Source organism: Streptococcus sp. 9.1 (genome assembly GCF_016648815.1).
GTDB lineage: Bacteria > Bacillota > Bacilli > Lactobacillales > Streptococcaceae > Streptococcus > Streptococcus salivarius_E.
This window is the reverse complement of record NZ_JACLQS010000001.1, coordinates 86499-105098: the sequence shown is the minus strand read 5'-3', so window position 1 is coordinate 105098 and position 18600 is coordinate 86499. Positions and strand designations below refer to the sequence as shown.

General features: G+C 40.3%; 13 protein-coding genes. 11 read left to right on the top strand and 2 right to left on the bottom strand.

Annotated elements, in window-relative coordinates; translation table 11 throughout:
- Positions 1-10 precede the first annotated feature (10 nt).
- From hisB to H7T93_RS00415, 7 genes are all read left to right on the top strand, one after another.
- Positions 11-595, top strand: coding sequence for an imidazoleglycerol-phosphate dehydratase HisB (hisB, locus tag H7T93_RS00445; RefSeq protein ID WP_201041567.1), 585 nt, complete (start codon positions 11-13; stop codon positions 593-595).
- Positions 592-1200, top strand: coding sequence for an imidazole glycerol phosphate synthase subunit HisH (gene hisH / locus H7T93_RS00440; RefSeq protein ID WP_021144331.1), 609 nt, complete (start codon positions 592-594; stop codon positions 1198-1200). The genes hisB and hisH overlap by 4 nt, the downstream gene beginning before the upstream one ends.
- A gap of 47 nt (positions 1201-1247) precedes the next feature.
- Positions 1248-1967, top strand: coding sequence for a 1-(5-phosphoribosyl)-5-[(5-phosphoribosylamino)methylideneamino]imidazole-4-carboxamide isomerase (gene hisA / locus H7T93_RS00435; RefSeq protein WP_201041566.1), 720 nt, complete (start codon positions 1248-1250; stop codon positions 1965-1967).
- Between the two features lies 1 nt (position 1968).
- A complete protein-coding gene (hisF, locus tag H7T93_RS00430) occupies positions 1969-2727 on the top strand; it encodes an imidazole glycerol phosphate synthase subunit HisF (protein WP_064524677.1) in 759 nt (252 codons plus the stop codon).
- Entirely contained in the window at positions 2724-3062 is a 339-nt protein-coding gene (gene hisI, locus H7T93_RS00425) for a phosphoribosyl-AMP cyclohydrolase (RefSeq protein WP_004182677.1), read from the top strand. Before hisF ends, hisI begins: the two co-directional genes overlap by 4 nt.
- An 8-nt stretch (positions 3063-3070) precedes the next feature.
- Positions 3071-3385 (top strand): phosphoribosyl-ATP diphosphatase, encoded by a 315-nt coding sequence (hisE, locus tag H7T93_RS00420; protein WP_002884043.1) that lies wholly within the window; start codon positions 3071-3073, stop codon positions 3383-3385.
- Positions 3386-3553: 168 nt separating this feature from the next.
- Positions 3554-4543: a hypothetical protein gene (locus H7T93_RS00415; protein ID WP_201041565.1), complete on the top strand. Its 990-nt coding sequence runs from the start codon at positions 3554-3556 to the stop codon at positions 4541-4543.
- A 102-nt stretch (positions 4544-4645) separates the two neighbouring features.
- On the opposite strand, the gene H7T93_RS00410 is transcribed toward H7T93_RS00415, so the two are convergent.
- Together H7T93_RS00410 and H7T93_RS00405 are read right to left on the bottom strand one after the other, a co-directional pair.
- On the bottom strand, positions 4646-5329 hold the full coding sequence (locus H7T93_RS00410; RefSeq protein WP_201041564.1) for a DUF4956 domain-containing protein: 684 nt from the start codon (positions 5327-5329) through the stop codon (positions 4646-4648).
- On the bottom strand, positions 5322-6101 hold the full coding sequence (locus H7T93_RS00405; protein ID WP_201041563.1) for a polyphosphate polymerase domain-containing protein: 780 nt from the start codon (positions 6099-6101) through the stop codon (positions 5322-5324). Before H7T93_RS00405 ends, H7T93_RS00410 begins: the two co-directional genes overlap by 8 nt.
- 382 nt (positions 6102-6483) lie before the next feature.
- Here H7T93_RS00405 and H7T93_RS00400 point away from each other — a divergent pair, with 382 nt between their 5' ends.
- From H7T93_RS00400 to H7T93_RS00385, 4 genes are all read left to right on the top strand, one after another.
- Complete coding sequence (locus tag H7T93_RS00400) at positions 6484-7746, top strand: carbohydrate-binding domain-containing protein (protein WP_201041562.1); 1263 nt, start codon at positions 6484-6486, stop codon at positions 7744-7746.
- A gap of 33 nt (positions 7747-7779) precedes the next feature.
- A complete protein-coding gene (locus H7T93_RS00395; RefSeq protein ID WP_201041561.1) occupies positions 7780-8802 on the top strand; it encodes a glycosyltransferase in 1023 nt (340 codons plus the stop codon).
- A 267-nt stretch (positions 8803-9069) separates the two neighbouring features.
- Positions 9070-13551 carry a glycoside hydrolase family 70 protein gene (locus H7T93_RS00390; protein WP_201041560.1) on the top strand — a complete coding sequence of 1494 codons (4482 nt, stop codon included), beginning with the start codon at positions 9070-9072 and terminating at the stop codon, positions 13549-13551.
- Between the two features lie 414 nt (positions 13552-13965).
- Positions 13966-18540, top strand: coding sequence for a glycoside hydrolase family 70 protein (locus H7T93_RS00385; RefSeq protein WP_201041559.1), 4575 nt, complete (start codon positions 13966-13968; stop codon positions 18538-18540).
- Positions 18541-18600: the final 60 nt, after the last annotated feature.

The window sequence follows — 18600 nt, the reverse complement described above, 5'->3', positions numbered from 1 at the left end:
GGAAGAAGTTATGAGACAAGCAGAAATTGAACGTAATACCTTTGAAACCAAAATTAAGTTAAGCCTCAATTTGGATGCTCAAGAACCAGTAGATATTCAAACAGGTGTCGGATTTTTTGACCACATGTTGACCTTGTTTGCCCGTCACGGCCGTATGTCTTTGGTGGTGAAGGCTGATGGCGACCTTTGGGTTGATAGTCACCACACCGTTGAAGATGTCGGTATTGTCCTTGGTCAAGCTCTTAAAGAGGCCTTGGGCGATAAAGCAGGAATCAACCGTTATGGAATGGCTTTTGTACCTATGGATGAAACCCTCGGAATGGCAAGTTTAGACTTGTCTGGACGTAGCTTCTTGGTCTTTGATGCTAGTTTTGATAATCCCAAATTGGGTAATTTTGACACAGAACTGGTAGAAGAATTTTTCCAAGCCTTGGCCTTCAATGTTCAGATGAATCTCCACCTCAAGATTCTCCACGGAAAAAATAATCACCACAAGTCAGAAAGTCTTTTCAAGGCTACAGGACGTGCCTTGCGTGAAGCCATCACAATCAATCCTGACATTCACGGTGTAAACTCGACAAAGGGGATGCTATGATTATCGTCATTGATTACGATGCGGGGAATACTGCAAATGTTCTGCGTGCCCTTGAAAAGATTGGTGTGACTGCAGAATTGTCTGCTGATAAAGAAAAAATCCTAGCTGCAGATGGTTTGATTTTACCTGGTGTGGGTGCTTATCCAACAGCCATGGCAGAGCTTGAGCGAAGAGGCTTGGTAGCTGTTATCAAAGAGGCCGTAGCAAAGGGAGTTCCACTTTTAGGAATCTGCTTAGGCATGCAAATTTTAACGGAAAAAGGACTGGAACATGAGGAAACAAATGGTCTCGGCTTTATTCCAGGTGTTTGCCGTGCTATTCCAGCCAGCAAGGAGCAACCTGTCCCACATATGGGGTGGAATGATTTGGCTGTTAAGCAAGCCAGCCCTTTGACAGATGGTTTAGACGGCCAAGCTGTCTACTTCGTTCACAGTTATTTCACGGATGTTCCTAGCCAATATATTGATGTTACCGCAGATTATAGTATCGAGGTGCCAGCCATGATTCATAAAGACAATGTTTATGGAGCTCAATTTCATCCCGAAAAATCAGGTGATATTGGTTTAGGTATTATTGAACAATTTGTAGGTTTATGCAAAGCCTAAAAGCTCTTGAGAGCAAAGTTTTTCACTTAGAAAGGATGGTAGGGGAGATGCAAATTCTACCAGCAATTGATATTAAGGATGGACAGGCTGTTCGCCTCTTTAAAGGAGACTTCAACCAACAAACCGTTGTTAATCCAGATGTTATTGAGCAGGCAAAGACCTTTAAGAATGCGGGCATTCAATTTATTCACGTTGTCGACTTGGATGGTGCCCTTGATGGTCGTGCCACTAACCGTGACTTGATTGCAGAGGTCAAGAAGGTTTCTGGACTTGGCATCGAAGTTGGTGGTGGTATCCGTACCTTGGAGCAGATTCGTGATTATTTGGCAGTTGGCATCGACCGTATCATTATCGGTTCAATGGCCGTTAAAAATCCTGACTTCGTTAGAGCAGCTTTAGAGGAATTTGGTGCTGATAAAATTGTCGTAGGTATTGATGCCAAGGCAGGGTTTGTCGCTACTGAAGGCTGGTTGGAAACCAGCAATGTGGACTATATTACCTTGGCCAAGGAAATGGAAAAGATGGGCGTAACCCTCTTTGTCTATACTGATGTTGATCGAGATGGCACACTGACAGGACCCAATCTTGATCACTACAAACGTTTGGTATCTGAACTCACAACCGCCAAAGTCATCGCTTCCGGTGGGATTGCAGAAGTAGCCGACTTAGATCACCTAGAAGAGATTGGTGTGTCAGGAACCATTGTCGGTAAAGCCTACTATAACGGCAATATCACATTAGACCAACTCAAGTCTTTCGGAGGTTAAGATGCTTAAAAAACGTATTATTCCTTGTTTGGATGTCAAGGATGGTCGTGTTGTCAAGGGAGTTAATTTTGTGAATTTGACAGACGTTGGAGACCCTGTTGATTCTGCGCGTGCCTATTATGAAGCTGGTTGTGATGAACTTGTTTTCTTGGATATCACAGCGACTTCAGACAATCGTGAAACAACGGTTGACATGGTGCGTCGTGTTGCCGATCAGGTCTATATCCCCTTCACAGTTGGTGGTGGTATCCGTTCAGTTGAAGACATGAACAAGATGCTCAAAGCCGGCGCTGACAAGGTTGCCGTCAATTCCTCAGCCCTTGCCAATCCACAACTAATCGCTGATTGTGCTCAAAAATTTGGGAATCAGTGTGTAGTGGCTGCGATTGATGCCAAAAAGATGGCTGATGGGAGCTGGCATGTCTTTGTGGCGGGAGGCCGTAAGGATACAGGTAGAGACCTCATCCAATGGGCTCAAGAAGTCGTCGCCTTGGGGGCTGGAGAAATTCTCTTAACCAGCATGGACAAGGACGGCACTAAGTCTGGTTTTGATTTGGAAATGCTCAATCGTGTAGCGGAAGTCGTCGATGTTCCGATCATTGCCTCTGGTGGTGCAGGAAATATTGAGGACATTGTAGAGGTCTTTGAAAAGACAACAGCAACGGGTGCTCTGGCAGCCTCTATCTTCCACTTTGGTGAGGTGAATATAGGCGAAACCAAACAAGTCTTGGCAAATGCAGGAATTGAGGTGAGACAATGACAGAGGTTAAACTTGATTTTGACAAACAAGGCGGATTGGTACCAGTCATTGTGACAGATTACAAGACGGGGCAGGTGCTCATGTTGGCCTATATGAATGAGCTGTCCTATCAGTTGACCCTTGAGACCAAACAAATGCATTACTGGAGCCGTTCTAGAAATGAGCTTTGGCATAAGGGAGCCACATCTGGTCATTTCCAACATGTCAAAAGCATCAAGACAGATTGCGATCAGGACACCCTGCTTATCGCTGTGGAACAAGAAGGAGCAGCCTGTCATACAGGAGCCTACAGCTGTTTCTTTACAGATATATATGATGACAATCAAGATAGATAGGAGTAGCTATGTTAGAAACACTTTATAAGGAAGCCTTAGATCGTAAAAAAAATCCCAAAGAAGGATCTTATACCAATTACCTTTTTGACAAGGGGCTAGACAAGATTCTTAAAAAGGTTGGCGAAGAAGCAACAGAAGTTGTGATCGGAGCCAAAAATGCTGATAAAGAAGAAATTGCCAACGAGACAGCAGACGTCCTCTATCACCTAGCAGTCATGCTCGTTGAAACAGGGGTCAGCCCTGAAGACGTTGAAGCCGTACTTAAAGCCCGTCAAGGCAAACAAAGCAATGTCCATGACCGAAAAGAAGTAACGGATTATTAAGGATTATCTCAACCGATTGAGACTAAAACGAAAAGCCTGAAGTGATTTAGGCTTTTTTGCTAGAGGAAATTTAATGATTTTGTCCCTCTCATATTCAAAAGAAGGAGTCACAGTCGTGTTATAATGGGTATTATATCTGTATGTAGGAAAAAAGAGGTAAAGGTAGTTATGGGGAAGTTTATTCTTAGGCGAAAAGGTAAGGGAAAGTTGATAGCGATTAGTACGATTTTATTAACTGTGGCTTGCTTCCTGACTTATTATATTAGCTCTCATCAATCAAAAGCTAATCACTCAAAGGAGCATTCTTCAAAGGTTGCGTATGATATAACTGAAGATTCGTTAAAAGATAGTAAACCTGTAGTTTTTGGAGATAAAAATCAATTTGTCCTGGCCCCTTCAAAGGCACATGTTACTCAAAATTATATCGTTGATCTCAGATTTGTATCCTATAAGGGAAAAGATGTTACGGTTCAAAAGACTGATGGCTCTGAATATATCTTAGTCACCCTTGACCTCAATGATAACTTTAAGCGTAAGGAATATGACCTTTATAAGGCAACAGAGGCTTATAAAAAAGATGCTAAAATCTGGAAAGTCTTTGATTATTTAACCTATGAAGGGAAGGACCTAGCCATTATTGCCTTGGTTAAGGATGATGTTCATTACACAATTGATGAGTATGTTGGAGTTGATTTATCAAATGGGAAAGTTGAAGCTTTACCAGAAGAATTGAAAACTTTCTATAATCAATCTGATAGCAAGCTTAGTGCATATAATGATGGGTATTATTCTAATGTTATTAGATCTGCTTCTTTAAACAATATCGCAGAATCTTATAATTTGTTTGTTTCAGATAGTATAACTCATCTTGAGTCTGATGGGGAAAAAGGAAATGATGATAATGCAAAAGCATTAAATCTTTTTACGGATTATCCTGATTTTTGGAATAAAATATATGGAGATGTGCCTTACAGTATCTATCCTCGTCCGGAGTCTGTCAGTGCGAAGGAGTGGCTTAATGCAACACTTCATTGGTTAGCTCCAGCAGGTGGTGAAGATTTGACGGTTTATGCGGTTAAAGATGGGAAAAAGACAGATTATCCCATTAAAAGTTACTCTGAATTAGAGGCATGGAAAGAATCACAACCTACTGAGTAATATTAGAGTCGTCCAAGAGAGTGGATGGCTTTTTTTGTTTGCTTGATTTTGATAAAAAAGAAAACAAGCTCATATCAGAGCTTGTTTCTAGGAGATTTTGTCTTACAAATTCTTTTTCTTTTTAGCTTTTTTGGTTAGGGCAAGGTCACAATTTTCAATACTTGAGATAAGGTGGTTAGTCAATTGGAAGTCATCTACTTGGGGATTCAAGTCCACTTCGTAGACCAGCTGCATGGTCTCGCCCCCACCCGTGGTGTTAAGGGAAATCAAGTCACATTCGCTGGTGAAATTGAGCAAGGTTTTAGTGATTTTTTGATCAATCGAGCCTTGGTAGGAGACGTTAATGGTCAGGAGTCTACGACGTTGGTTGTCGGTACGACTTTGACGATTTTCCAAAAGGAGCCAAACAGCTAATAGAAAGGTGGTGAAGAGGACGGCCAGTAGCAAATAGCCTGTGCCAGATGCCAGACCGATAATCATGGCCATAAAGACGGCGATTAGCTCTCTGGAACCGCTGGTAGCAGAACGAAAACGAATGAGACTAAAGGTCCCCGCCACGGCGATAGAGGTCCCCAAACTACCATTGACAAGGAAGATAACTAGGGTCATCAAGCATGGCAGTAGGGTCAAACTAATGACAAATTCTCTGGTGTAGAGGGTCCGGTATTTATAAGTCCAGGTCAAGGCTAAGCCTAAAACAAGGCTGACCAGTAAGGCCAGCATGAGTTGAAGGGGACTTGCAGTTGCGGTTGCATCATTAAAGATAGAATTGAAGAGATTAGACATAGGCAGCACCTCCTTTTTCTTGAACAGGATGTGGCCCGTAGTCTAGACCTTGAGACTTATGATAGGCACAGCTATATTTTGAGAATTTCTGCTCTTCCAAACCATGTTTGTCTAAGATAGCTTGAAGCCATTCTGGCTTTTTGCCAGGTGCCTTGATTTCCATGATAATCGTATCTTCATCAAGAAGGGGAAACCCATGATTTCCCTTGAAGAGACTGACGTCTTCATCACGGTAAGTTAGATTTTGGTCAAGGGTAACACGAACTTTATTGTAGGCATAGCCTTGGATAGTCTCTTTTTCTTTCATTGAAAAACGGTCGTAGTAGATATACATACGAGGTTTGAGACCTTCATCATAACGCTGACGTAAGTGGTGAATATCCTGTAACAGCTGACGATCGGTGATTTGGCTATGATTCTTACCGTCTGTCATCAAGTTAGTGATGGCAAGGGGTGTTGAAACGAGACGAAACTTATGACCGATTCCCTCCTCATCTTTAGCTTTGACCTCTAAAAAGACCTTACTATCAATTTTGGGATTGGCTAGGTAGGTACGCATGCGGATTTTCTCTTGACGGTGATTACCATCTAAGGCATCTTGGATGACGTCAAAATTATCCGTATCAAAGTAAATATTTGAAATGGTAGATGTCGGATAATCATCCTCTACCAAATACTCCTTAAGATCAGTGAGCAGGTCTTCAAGATTTTCCTTTGAGACCACATATTTTGTTTCAATCCGTTTAAAACGTGTTTCCAATTGTTTAACCATGAAAAAACTCCTTTTATAGATAAGATACAAAGCCGTAAAACAACTCTCAGGAAAATAGGGGGGACCAGTCGCAGGAGTTTATCTCCAAGCAGGGCTTATCTTTTCCCCCGGGTTGTAGGCGAGTTCAATTAGATAAGGTACAAAGCCTTCACTTTAAGATTTGGCTTTTATTTTTGTAGTAGAAAATTAAGTTGAGGGCAAATATACTATTTTATATAGCACTTACTTGCTCGCCTATTAGTCTATGGGACTTTTCTGAAAGAAGGCCTAAGCCAAACTTTCACCAAACTTAACTTAAGAAAAGTTTTAGTTAACCTTCAGAAATGTTTTAGGGAAGTTCCGTAAACTGTAATCATCAAAACGAATCCGAGAGGAAAAATAAATGAAATCAAAAAAACTAAAAAAATGGACGACTTTAGTAACCTGTGCGACAGCCCTAACAGTCATGACAGCTTGTAGCCAATCAAACAGTCAAGCAACGGGGACGACGTCAAGCACGACATCAAAAACAAGTGCTGTAACCGCAACAACTAGTAAGAAAACGACTAATAACAACAGCAACTATTTTACTTCAAAAGATTCAGACACAACTTATGATGAAAGTTCTGCCTCTAAGATTAAGTTATCAGGTTCATCTGTGGATGTTTCAGGTGATGGCGTAACGGTATCAGATTCAACCGTAACCATCTCCAAAGCTGGGACTTACGTCATTTCTGGAAAATCTGATGGTGTGCAAATCAAGGTGGATGCTGGGGATTCAGATGATGTCCATATTGTTCTAGATGGTGCTACCATGACAAATACAAAGGCACCAATCAACGCTACAAAAGCCGGGCATGTCTACTTAACGCTTAAAGATGGAACCACTAGCACCCTCTCTGATTCAAGTTCTAATAGTGATGAAGATGCGGATGCCGTGATTTTCTCTAAGGGAGATTTGACCATTAATGGGTCAGGTACTTTAAACATTGATGCCAAGAAAAACAATGGTATTAAAGCAAACGACAGTCTTCATATAACAAGCGGTACCTACAAGATTACTTCAGTCGGTGATGCCTTCAATGTCAATGATGAACTTAATATCACAGGAACAACCATGACCATTGAGGCCGAAGAAGATGCCGTTAAGGTCGACAACGATGAAGACACCTCAGTAGGTACCATGTATCTTTCTGACAATACCATGACTATCAAGGCTGGTGACGATGGTATTCATGCCTCTGGTGACCTGATTATTGATAGCGGTACTTACAAAGTCGAAAAATCAACCGAAGGTATTGAAGGTAAATCTGTGACTATTAATGGCGGAAATATCGATGTCTATGCGACAGATGACGGTATCAATGCTGCTAATAGTAATGCCAGTCAAAGTGAGATTTTCTTCAAGATGACAGGTGGAACTCTTAATGTCGAGGTTGGTCAAGGTGACACAGACCCAATTGATTCAAATGGTGATATTACCGTTACGGGTGGAACGATTAACTTAACCGGTCAATCTGGCTTTGACTTTGACGGTTCAGCGACCTATACCGGTGGTGACATTACTATCAATGGTGAAAAACAAACTAAGATTGAAAACTCAATGCCTGGTAGGGGTGGTCCCCAAGGTGGTGGGCAACCAGGTGGCTTTAGCGGAGGTCACTGAAGAATCATGGGATGAAACAGAAAGGAAGTGCCTATGTATATTATTATTCCAGCTTATGAACCAGACATTCGCCTGATTCAGGTGGTTCAAGATATTACTATAAAACTCCCTAAAGCCCGTATTATTGTTGTTAATGATGGGAGTGGTCCACGCTATGACGACTTTTATGACGAAACGGCTCTTTTTGGAGCTACGGTCCTTAAACACCCGATTAATAAAGGAAAAGGAGCTGCTCTCAAGACTGCTTTCGCTTATATCCAAGAAGAAGTGGTCAGCCAACATCTGTCAGCTCAACCTATAGTAACAGTTGACAGTGATGGTCAGCATCTGATTAAGGATATTGTCCGTGTAGCCAAGGCGACCGAGGAAAATCCAAGCCATCTTATCTTGGGTGCGCGTGCCTTTGTTGGTAAAGTGCCAGCACGAAGCCGCTTTGGAAATAAAGTGACTGCGGGGCTCTTTCGTCTAGTAACTGGTCAGAAGGTAACGGATACCCAAACGGGGCTTAGAGGCATGTCAACGGACCTGATTCCATGGTTGCTTAATCTAGATGGCAATCGTTTTGAGTACGAGTTTAACATGTTGCTTGAAGCCAAGAAGTCAGGCCACCAAATCTCTGAAGTCCCAATCGAGACCGTTTATCTGGAGGAGAATAAAAGCTCGCACTTTCGGCCCATTCGTGATTCCATCCGTATTTACAGTCCTTTTTTAAAGTTCTCTGGCACGGCCGTCTTGGCCTCAATCATTGATGCAACAGCCTTATTTGTGCTCTTTGCCTTGACGAAAAATCTCCTCCTTTCGGTCGTGCTAGCTCGAGTGATTTCGGCTTCCAGCCAGTGTCTACTAAACGCTAATGTGGTCTTCAATCCGACAAGTTCCCTCTTTAGATCGAGTGTCCGCTACTTTATGTTGGTCCTAGTCCTCTTGGCTTGTAATTATTTCTTACTTAGTAGTCTAGTTGCCATTGGTTTGGGACTGGTTCTGGCAAAATTGGTCACAGAAACCTTGCTCTTTTTAGTCAGCTATAGGGTCCAACATAATGTCGTTTTTGCTTAATAGCTGACTTGAAAACTGCCAACTGATTGCATAGAGATAGCTTAATCAATGACCTCTAAAAACTTTCCTAAAAAATAGAAAAAGACTACCGTTTTCTAGATTCGGTAGTTTTTAATATTTGTCGAAATATTTTTCAATTTACATTATGGTTAAAAAGTTAAAAGGTCTGATAAAGTTTCCAAATACTTGAAAAAAATATGCTATAATGAAAATGTTTGAATTATGTAGATTTTCATTCAAACTAGGAAAAAGAAATGAGGACCTAAAATGGGAAAAAAGGTACATTATAAGCTTCACAAAGTTAAGAAGCAGTGGGTGACGATTGCCGTCACTTCGGCAGCACTTGCCTCTATCGTAGGTGGCGCTACAGTTGCCAATCAAAAGGTTTCAGCTGATGAAACAACTCAACCAGTTGCCTCTACGACAGCTGAAAGCGATGTTGTCGTTGAAACGCATGAAGTAGCCGCTCCAGCAGCAACTGCTACGACAGATGCGACAGCAGTAACAACTGACAAGGCTGCTGATACTACAACAGTCGAAACTCCTGCGGCAGCAACCACTGCAGCAGATACAAGTGCTAATACGGTGGCACCAGCAACAACTGATCGTGCAACAGTAGTAAATGATGCAACAACAGAAGCACCAGCTACAACTGCGACTGCGACAGATACAACGCTTACAGTAGCTGAAAAACCAAAATCTGGCGTTACTGAAAAAGAAGAAACAGCAGCACTCTCTTTGGACAACATCAAACAAGTTGATGGTAAATACTATTATGTCAAAGAAGATGGTTCATACAAAACAAACTTTGCTGTTTCAGTTAATGGCCAGTTGCTTTACTTTGGTAAAGATGGTGCTTTGACAAGCACATCAACACACTCGTTCACACCAGGTACAACTAATCTAGTTGATGCTTTCTCTTCACATAACCGTGCTTACGATTCTAAGAAAGAAAGCTTTGAGTTGGTAGATGGTTATTTGACACCTAATAGCTGGTACCGTCCAGTCACTATTTTGGAAAATGGTGAAAAATGGCGTGTATCAACTGAGAAAGACTTTCGTCCACTTTTGATGGCATGGTGGCCTGATGTAGACACACAAGTTGCCTACCTCAATACTTTCTCTAAACACTTTAACCTTAACGCAACTTATTCAACTAGCCAAAGTCAGTCAGAATTGAATGCAGCTGCTAAGACAATTCAAATTAAGATTGAACAAGAAATTTCAGCTAAAAAATCAACCGAATGGCTTCGTCAAGCAATTGAGTCTTTTGTAAAAGAACAAGACCAGTGGAATACTACAACTGAAAACTATACCCTTGCTGACCACCTTCAAGGGGGAGCTCTTCTTTATGTCAATAATGACAAGACCCCTTGGGCAAATTCTGATTACCGTTTGCTTAACCGTACACCAAGTAACCAAGATGGTTCTCTAAATGGTACAGGAAGATACTTGGGTGGTTATGAATTCCTACTTGCCAATGACGTTGATAACTCAAATCCAGTTGTGCAAGCTGAGCAGTTGAACCAAATTCACTATCTTGTGAACTGGGGATCAATTGTTATGGGTGATAAGGATGCTAACTTTGATGGTATCCGTGTTGATGCAGTTGATAATGTTGATGCAGACCTTCTCCAAGTTTATACAAACTACTTCCGAGCAGCCTTTGGTGTGGATAAATCTGAAGCTAATGCACTCGCTCACATTTCTATCCTTGAAGCTTGGGATTTAAATGATAATGCTTATAATCAAAAACATGATGGTGCAGCCCTTGCCATGGATAATAACCTTCGTTATGCAATTATGGGTGCACTTTATGGATCAGGCTCTTCATTGAAAGATTTGATTACTAGCAGTTTGACAGACCGTACAAATAATAGTAAGTATGGGGATACACAAGCTAACTATATCTTTGCGCGTGCTCATGATAACCTTGTTCAAGATATCATTCGTGATATTGTTCAAAAAGAAATCAATCCAAAATCAGATGGTTATACCATGACTGATGCTGAATTGAAACGTGCCTTTGAAATCTATAATGAAGATATTAAGAAGGCAGAAAAACGTTATACGATTAACAATATCCCGGCTGCCTATGCTTTGATTCTTCAAAATATGGAGCAGGTAACTCGTGTTTATTATGGAGATCTTTATACAGATAATGGCCAATATATGGCTACTAAGTCTCCTTACTATGATACTATCACAACACTCTTGAAGAACCGTATGAAATACGTTTCAGGTGGACAATCGATGAAAGTCGACACGTTCAATGGAAAAGAAATCTTGTCATCTGTTCGTTACGGTAAAGATATTATGACTGCTGACCAAACTACGGGTGTAGCAGAAACAAGTAAACATTCTGGTATGTTGACCCTTATTGCCAATAATCAGGATTTCTCACTGGGTGATGGTACTTTGAAAGTTAACATGGGTAAACTTCATGCTAACCAAGCCTACCGTCCATTACTTCTTGGTACTGATAAGGGAATTGTCACTTACGAAAATGATGCAGCAGCAGCTGGAAAAATTAAATACACTGATGCTGAAGGGAACTTGACTTTCAGTGGAGATGAAATCAAGGGGTATCGAACTGTTGATATGAGAGGTTATCTTGGTGTATGGGTACCAGTAGGCGCACCTGATAACCAAGATATTCGTGTTAAAGGTTCAGATAAGAAACTTGATAAGACATTCTCTGCTACTGAAGCATTAGATTCACAAGTTATCTATGAAGGCTTCTCAAACTTCCAAGATTTTGTTGAAAACGATAGCCAATATACTAATAAATTGATTGCAGAAAACGCAGAACTCTTCAAGTCATGGGGAATCACATCATTCGAGATGGCTCCTCAATTTGTATCGGCTGATGACCGTACCTTCCTTGATTCTGTTATCCAAAATGGCTATGCCTTTACGGACCGCTATGACCTTGCCATGAGTAAGAACAACAAATACGGTTCTAAAGAAGATCTTCGTAATGCCCTTAAAGCCCTTCACAAGCAAGGTATTCAAGCAATTGCTGACTGGGTACCAGACCAACTTTACCAATTGCCAGGACAAGAAGTTGTAACAGCAACGCGTGCTAATAGTTATGGTACTCCAAAGGCCAATGCTTACATCAATAACAGTTTGTACGTTGCAAATTCTAAATCATCAGGTAAGGACTTCCAAGCTCAATATGGAGGTGAATTCCTTGATGAGCTCCAAAAGAAATATCCACAGTTGTTTGAAGATGTGATGATTTCAACTGGTAAGAAGATTGATCCATCTGTTAAAATCAAGCAATGGTCTGCTAAGTACATGAATGGTACAAATATCCTTGGTCGTGGTAATCGTTATGTTCTCAGTAACGATGCTACTGGTCGCTATTATCAAGTTACTGATAATGGTATCTTCTTGCCAAAACCTTTGACAGACCAAGGTGGTAAGACAGGTTTCTACTATGATGGTAAGGGTATGGCCTACTTTGATAATAGTGGTTTCCAAGCTAAGAATGCCTTCATTAAATATGGTGGAAATTACTATTACTTCGACAAAGAAGGTTATATGTTGACTGGTCGTCAAGATATCGATGGTAAGACTTATTTCTTCTTACCAAATGGTATCCAGCTTCGAGATTCTATTTATCAGCAAGATGGTAAATATTATTACTTTGGTAGCTTTGGTGAGCAGTACAAAGATGGTTACTTTGTATTCGATGTACCAAAAGAAGGTACTTCAGAAACAGAAGCTAAATTCCGTTATTTCTCACCAACTGGAGAAATGGCAATTGGCTTGACTTATGCTGGTGGAGGATTGCAATACTTTGATGAAAATGGCTTCCAAGCTAAAGGCACTAAGTATGTGACTCCAGACGGAAAACTCTACTTCTTCGATAAAAATTCAGGTAATGCCTACACAAATCGTTGGGCAGAAATCGATGGTATCTGGTATGAATTCAACGATCAAGGCTATGCACAAGCTAAGAAGGGGGAATTCTACACTACAGATGGCTCAACATGGTTCTACCGTGATGCGGCTGGTAAAAATGTGACAGGTGCCCTTACTTTGGATGGTCACGAATACTACTTCCGTGCAAATGGTGCTCAAGTTAAAGGTGATTTTGTTACTGAAAACGGCAAGATTAGCTACTATACTGTAGATAATGGTTACAAGGTTAAAGATAAGTTCTTCGAAGTGAATGGTAAATGGTACCATGCTGATAAGGATGGTAACCTTGTCACAGGTCGCCAAACTATTGACCACCTTAACTATTACTTCAATGCTGATGGTAGCCAAGTTAAATCTGACTTCTTCACACTTGATGGTGGTAAGACATGGTACTACGCCAAAGATAATGGTGAAATCGTGACAGGTGCCTATAGTATCGGCGGTAAAAACTATTACTTCAAAGAAGATGGTAGCCAGGTCAAAGGTGACTTTGTTAAGAATGCGGATGGTTCGCTGTCATATTATGATAAAGATTCAGGTGAGCGTCTTAATAACCGTTTCTTGACAACTGGAAACAATGTTTGGTATTACTTCAAAGATGGTAAGGCTGTAACTGGACGTCAAAACATTGATGGCAAAGAGTATTACTTTGATAACTTGGGACGTCAGGTTAAAGGAAGCCCTATTAGCACAGCAAAAGGAGTGGAGTATTACGAATCAGTTCTTGGAGAACGTGTGACAAATACATGGATTACATTCCAAGATGGTAAGACAGTCTTCTTCGACGAAAATGGTTATGCTGATTTTGATAAATAATCACTCATTCTAATCTTAATATGAGATATTAAGTGAAAAACTATATGATTGTTTAGGTGAAATTTCTTGAAAACGGAAATCGTTTAAGGAAATTTTGCCTTTTTTTGTACCTTAAAGAAAAAATCTGACAAATATCAATTTTAAGTTAGAAACCCTGAAAAAGCTATTGTATCAATCTTTCTAGCGATCTCCTTGAAAAAAGTTTTAGCTATCAAACAATATGAAAATGAGAATTGAAAACCTATGAAATAGGCGTGTTACAAAATATTTCTAATGTTACTGTTATGTTAAAGATATTTTATGAAAAAACAATTAATTCGAGAAATAGTTAGAAAATAATGATATAATGTAATTGTTTGAAATCGGATAGATTTCAGTCTGATTTTGACAAATAAAATCACGGGGAAAATTATAATGGAAAAAAAGGTACACTATAAGCTTCATAAAGTTAAGAAGCAATGGGTTACAATTGCAGTTGCATCTGCAGCGCTCGCTACTGTCGTAGGGGGCTTTTCTGCAACAACATCTTCAGTTTCAGCGGATGAGACACAAGACAAGACTGTAACGCAACCAAATTCAGATACAACAGCAGACTTAGTTTCGTCTACTGAAGTAACTTCAACAGAAGCAACAAAAGAAGTCGCTAAACATACTAATACAAAAGAAGCAGATATTTTAATACCTGCAAAAGAAACAAATGCAGTAGAAGCAGGGGCTACAACTAACGTACAAGCAACAGCTGATGTAGCTACAACAGCAACAACTACTACTGATGTAGCAGTGGCAGCTGTTCCAAATAAAGAAGCAGTTGTAACAACAGATGCACCAGCTGTAACAACTGAAAAAGCAGCAGAACAGCCAGCTACCGTCAAGGCTGAAGTCGTCAATACAGAAGTTAAAGCTCCTCAAGCTGCTTTGAAAGATTCAGAAGTGGAAGCAGCACTTTCTTTGAAAAACATCAAATACACTGATGGTAAATATTACTATGTTAATGAAGATGGTTCACACAAAGAAAACTTTGCCATTACTGTAAATGGTCAATTGCTTTACTTCGGCAAAGATGGCGCCCTTACAAGTTCATCAACACACTCTTTCACACCTGGAACAACAAATATTGTTGATGGTTTCTCAATCAATAACCGTGCCTACGATTCATCTGAAGCAAGTTTTGAATTGATTAATGGTTATTTGACTGCTGATAGCTGGTACCGTCCAGTTTCTATCATCAAAGATGGTGTGACTTGGCAAGCATCAACTGCAGAAGATTTCCGTCCACTTTTGATGGCTTGGTGGCCAAATGTAGATACGCAAGTTAATTACTTGAACTACATGTCTAAAGTCTTCAACTTGGAGGCTAAGTACACAAGCACAGATAAGCAAGCAGACTTAAATCGTGCTGCTAAGGATATCCAAGTTAAGATTGAACAAAAGATTCAGGCTGAAAAATCAACACAATGGTTGCGTGAAACTATCTCTGCCTTTGTTAAGACACAACCACAGTGGAACAAAGAAACTGAAAACTATTCAAAAGGTGGAGGAGAGGATCACCTTCAAGGTGGAGCCCTTCTTTATGTGAATGACTCACGTACACCATGGGCAAATTCTAACTATCGTCTTTTGAACCGTACGGCTACTAACCAGACTGGTACGATTAATAAGTCAGTTCTTGATGAGCAGTCTGACCCAAACCACATGGGTGGCTTCGACTTCTTGCTTGCTAATGACGTAGACTTATCTAACCCAGTTGTTCAAGCGGAACAATTGAACCAAATTCACTACCTTATGAACTGGGGTTCAATTGTTATGGGTGACAAGGATGCTAACTTCGATGGTATCCGTGTCGATGCGGTAGATAATGTCAATGCTGACATGCTTCAACTCTACACAAACTATTTCCGTGAGTACTATGGTGTAAATAAATCTGAGGCGCAAGCTCTTGCTCATATCTCAGTTCTTGAAGCGTGGAGTCTTAACGACAACCATTACAATGACAAGACTGATGGTGCTGCGCTTGCCATGGAAAATAAACAACGTTTGGCCCTCCTTTTCTCATTGGCTAAACCAATTAAGGATCGTACACCAGCTGTAAGTCCTTTGTATAACAATACTTTCAATACGACTCAACGCGATTTTAAGACTGACTGGATTAACAAAGATGGAAGCACTGCCTACAACGAAGACGGTACAGCTAAACAGTCTACAATTGGTAAATACAATGAGAAATACGGAGACGCGTCAGGAAACTACGTCTTTATCCGTGCCCATGATAACAACGTTCAAGATATTATTGCTGAAATCATTAAGAAAGAAATCAATAAAAAATCAGATGGTTTCACTATCTCTGATTCTGAAATGAAGCAAGCATTTGAAATTTACAACAAAGACATGCTCAGCAGCAATAAGAAATATACCTTGAATAACATCCCTGCAGCTTATGCTGTAATGTTGCAGAACATGGAAACGATCACTCGTGTCTACTATGGAGACCTTTATACAGATGACGGTCACTATATGGAAACTAAATCACCATATCACGACACCATCGTTAACTTGATGAAGAACCGTATCAAGTATGTATCTGGTGGACAAGCGCAACGTTCTTACTGGTTGCCAACTGATGGTAAGATGGACAATTCAGATGTTGAACTTTACCGCACAAGTGAAGTCTACACTTCAGTACGTTATGGTAAAGACATCATGACAGCTGACGATACAGAAGGTTCTAAATACAGCCGTACCTCTGGTCAGGTAACTCTTGTAGTGAATAATCCAAAATTGACTTTGCATGAGTCAGCTAAACTTAATGTTGAAATGGGTAAAATCCATGCCAACCAGAAATACCGTGCTTTGATTGTTGGTACAGCTGATGGTATCAAGAACTTTACATCTGATGCAGAGGCAATCGCAGCAGGTTACGTGAAAGAAACAGACAGCAATGGTGTCTTGACTTTCGGCGCTAATGACATCAAGGGTTATGAAACATTTGATATGTCAGGTTTCGTAGCAGTTTGGGTTCCAGTCGGAGCTTCAGATGATCAAGATATCCGTGTAGCACCTTCAACAGAAGCTAAAAAAGAAGGCGAATTGACCCTTAAAGCGACTGAGGCTTATGATTCACAATTGATCTACGAAGGATTCTCAAACTTCCAAACTATCCCGGATGGTTCAGATCCTTCAGTCTATACTAACCGTAAGATTGCTGAAAATGTTGATTTGTTCAAATCATGGGGCGTAACATCATTTGAAATGGCACCACAATTTGTATCTGCCGATGACGGTACCTTCCTTGACTCAGTTATCCAAAATGGTTATGCCTTTGCAGATCGTTATGATCTTGCCATGAGTAAGAACAATAAATATGGTTCTAAAGAAGATCTTCGTGATGCTCTTAAAGCCCTTCACAAAGCGGGTATCCAAGCAATCGCTGACTGGGTTCCAGACCAAATTTACCAATTGCCAGGTAAAGAAGTCGTAACAGCGACTCGTACTGACGGTGCAGGACGTAAGATTGCAGATGCTATCATTGATCACTCACTTTATGTAGCTAACTCTAAGTCATCAGGTAGGGATTACCAAGCTCAATATGGTGGCGAATTCTTAGCTGAACTTAAAGCTAAGTACCCTAAAATGTTCACGGAAAACATGATCTCAACTGGTAAACCAATTGATGATTCTGTTAAATTGAAACAATGGAAGGCTAAATACTTCAACGGAACAAACGTTCTTGACCGCGGTGTTGGCTATGTACTTAGCGATGAAGCAACTGGTAAATATTTCACTGTCACTAAAGAAGGTAACTTCATTCCTCTTCAATTGACAGGAAATGAAAAGGCTGTTACTGGGTTCTCAAATGATGGTAAGGGAATCACTTACTTCGGTACAAGTGGTAATCAAGCTAAATCTGCCTTTGTTACTTTCAATGGAAATACCTATTACTTTGATGCACGTGGTCACATGGTTACAAATGGTGAATACTCACCAAATGGTAAAGATGTTTATCGTTTCTTGCCAAATGGTATCATGTTGAGCAATGCCTTCTATGTTGATGCTAACGGTAATACTTACCTTTATAACTATAAAGGTCAAATGTACAAGGGTGGTTACACTAAATTTGATGTAACTGAAACTGATAAAGATGGTAATGAATCTAAGGTTGTGAAATTCCGTTACTTCACTAATGAAGGTGTCATGGCTAAAGGTCTTACTGTTATCGATGGTTCCACACAATACTTTGGTGAAGATGGTTTCCAAACTAAAGATAAGTTAGCAACCTATAAAGGTAAGACTTATTACTTCGAAGCTCATACTGGTAATGCTATCAAGAACACTTGGAGGAACATCGATGGTAAATGGTACCACTTCGATGAAAATGGTGTTGCCGCTACAGGTGCTCAAGTTATCAATGGTCAAAAACTTTACTTTAATGAAGATGGAAGTCAAGTTAAAGGTGGCGTTGTTAAGAATGCAGATGGTACTTATAGTAAGTACAAAGAAGGTTCTGGAGAATTAGTTACTAACGAATTCTTCACAACTGATGGAAATGTATGGTACTATGCAGGCGCTGACGGTAAGACTGTTACAGGTGCTCAAGTTATCAATGGACAACACCTCTACTTTAAAGAAGATGGAAGCCAAGTTAAGGGTGGTGTTGTTAAGAATGCAGATGGTACTTATAGCAAGTACGATGCTGCAACAGGTGAACGCTTGACTAATGAATTCTTCACAACAGGCGACAACAATTGGTACTACATTGGTGCTAATGGTAAGACAGTAACTGGTGAAGTTAAAATTGGTGACGATACTTATTACTTTGCTAAAGATGGTAAACAAGTAAAAGGGCAAACAGTAAGTGCTGGCAATGGTCGAATCAGCTATTACTATGGTGATAGTGGTAAGAGAGCTGTCAGCACATGGGTAGAAATCCAGCCAGGAGTTTACGTTTACTTTGATAAGAATGGTCTTGCTTACCCACCTAGAGTGCTAAACTAATAGACATGAAAAGGAGAACTTCGGTTCTCTTTTTTATATTTTCTGAGAAAAAGTTCTTTT

Bases quoted from the DNA above. Each gene is read 5' to 3' on its own strand.
- hisB (WP_201041567.1), top strand. From the start codon at position 11: ATGAGACAAGCAGAAATTGAACGTAATACCTTTGAAACCAAAATTAAG.
- hisH (WP_021144331.1), top strand. From the start codon at position 592: ATGATTATCGTCATTGATTACGATGCGGGGAATACTGCAAATGTTCTG.
- hisA (WP_201041566.1), top strand. From the start codon at position 1,248: ATGCAAATTCTACCAGCAATTGATATTAAGGATGGACAGGCTGTTCGC.
- hisF (WP_064524677.1), top strand. From the start codon at position 1,969: ATGCTTAAAAAACGTATTATTCCTTGTTTGGATGTCAAGGATGGTCGT.
- hisI (WP_004182677.1), top strand. From the start codon at position 2,724: ATGACAGAGGTTAAACTTGATTTTGACAAACAAGGCGGATTGGTACCA.
- hisE (WP_002884043.1), top strand. From the start codon at position 3,071: ATGTTAGAAACACTTTATAAGGAAGCCTTAGATCGTAAAAAAAATCCC.
- H7T93_RS00415 (WP_201041565.1), top strand. From the start codon at position 3,554: ATGGGGAAGTTTATTCTTAGGCGAAAAGGTAAGGGAAAGTTGATAGCG.
- H7T93_RS00410 (WP_201041564.1), bottom strand. From the start codon at position 5,329: ATGTCTAATCTCTTCAATTCTATCTTTAATGATGCAACCGCAACTGCA.
- H7T93_RS00405 (WP_201041563.1), bottom strand. From the start codon at position 6,101: ATGGTTAAACAATTGGAAACACGTTTTAAACGGATTGAAACAAAATAT.
- H7T93_RS00400 (WP_201041562.1), top strand. From the start codon at position 6,484: ATGAAATCAAAAAAACTAAAAAAATGGACGACTTTAGTAACCTGTGCG.
- H7T93_RS00395 (WP_201041561.1), top strand. From the start codon at position 7,780: ATGTATATTATTATTCCAGCTTATGAACCAGACATTCGCCTGATTCAG.
- H7T93_RS00390 (WP_201041560.1), top strand. From the start codon at position 9,070: ATGGGAAAAAAGGTACATTATAAGCTTCACAAAGTTAAGAAGCAGTGG.
- H7T93_RS00385 (WP_201041559.1), top strand. From the start codon at position 13,966: ATGGAAAAAAAGGTACACTATAAGCTTCATAAAGTTAAGAAGCAATGG.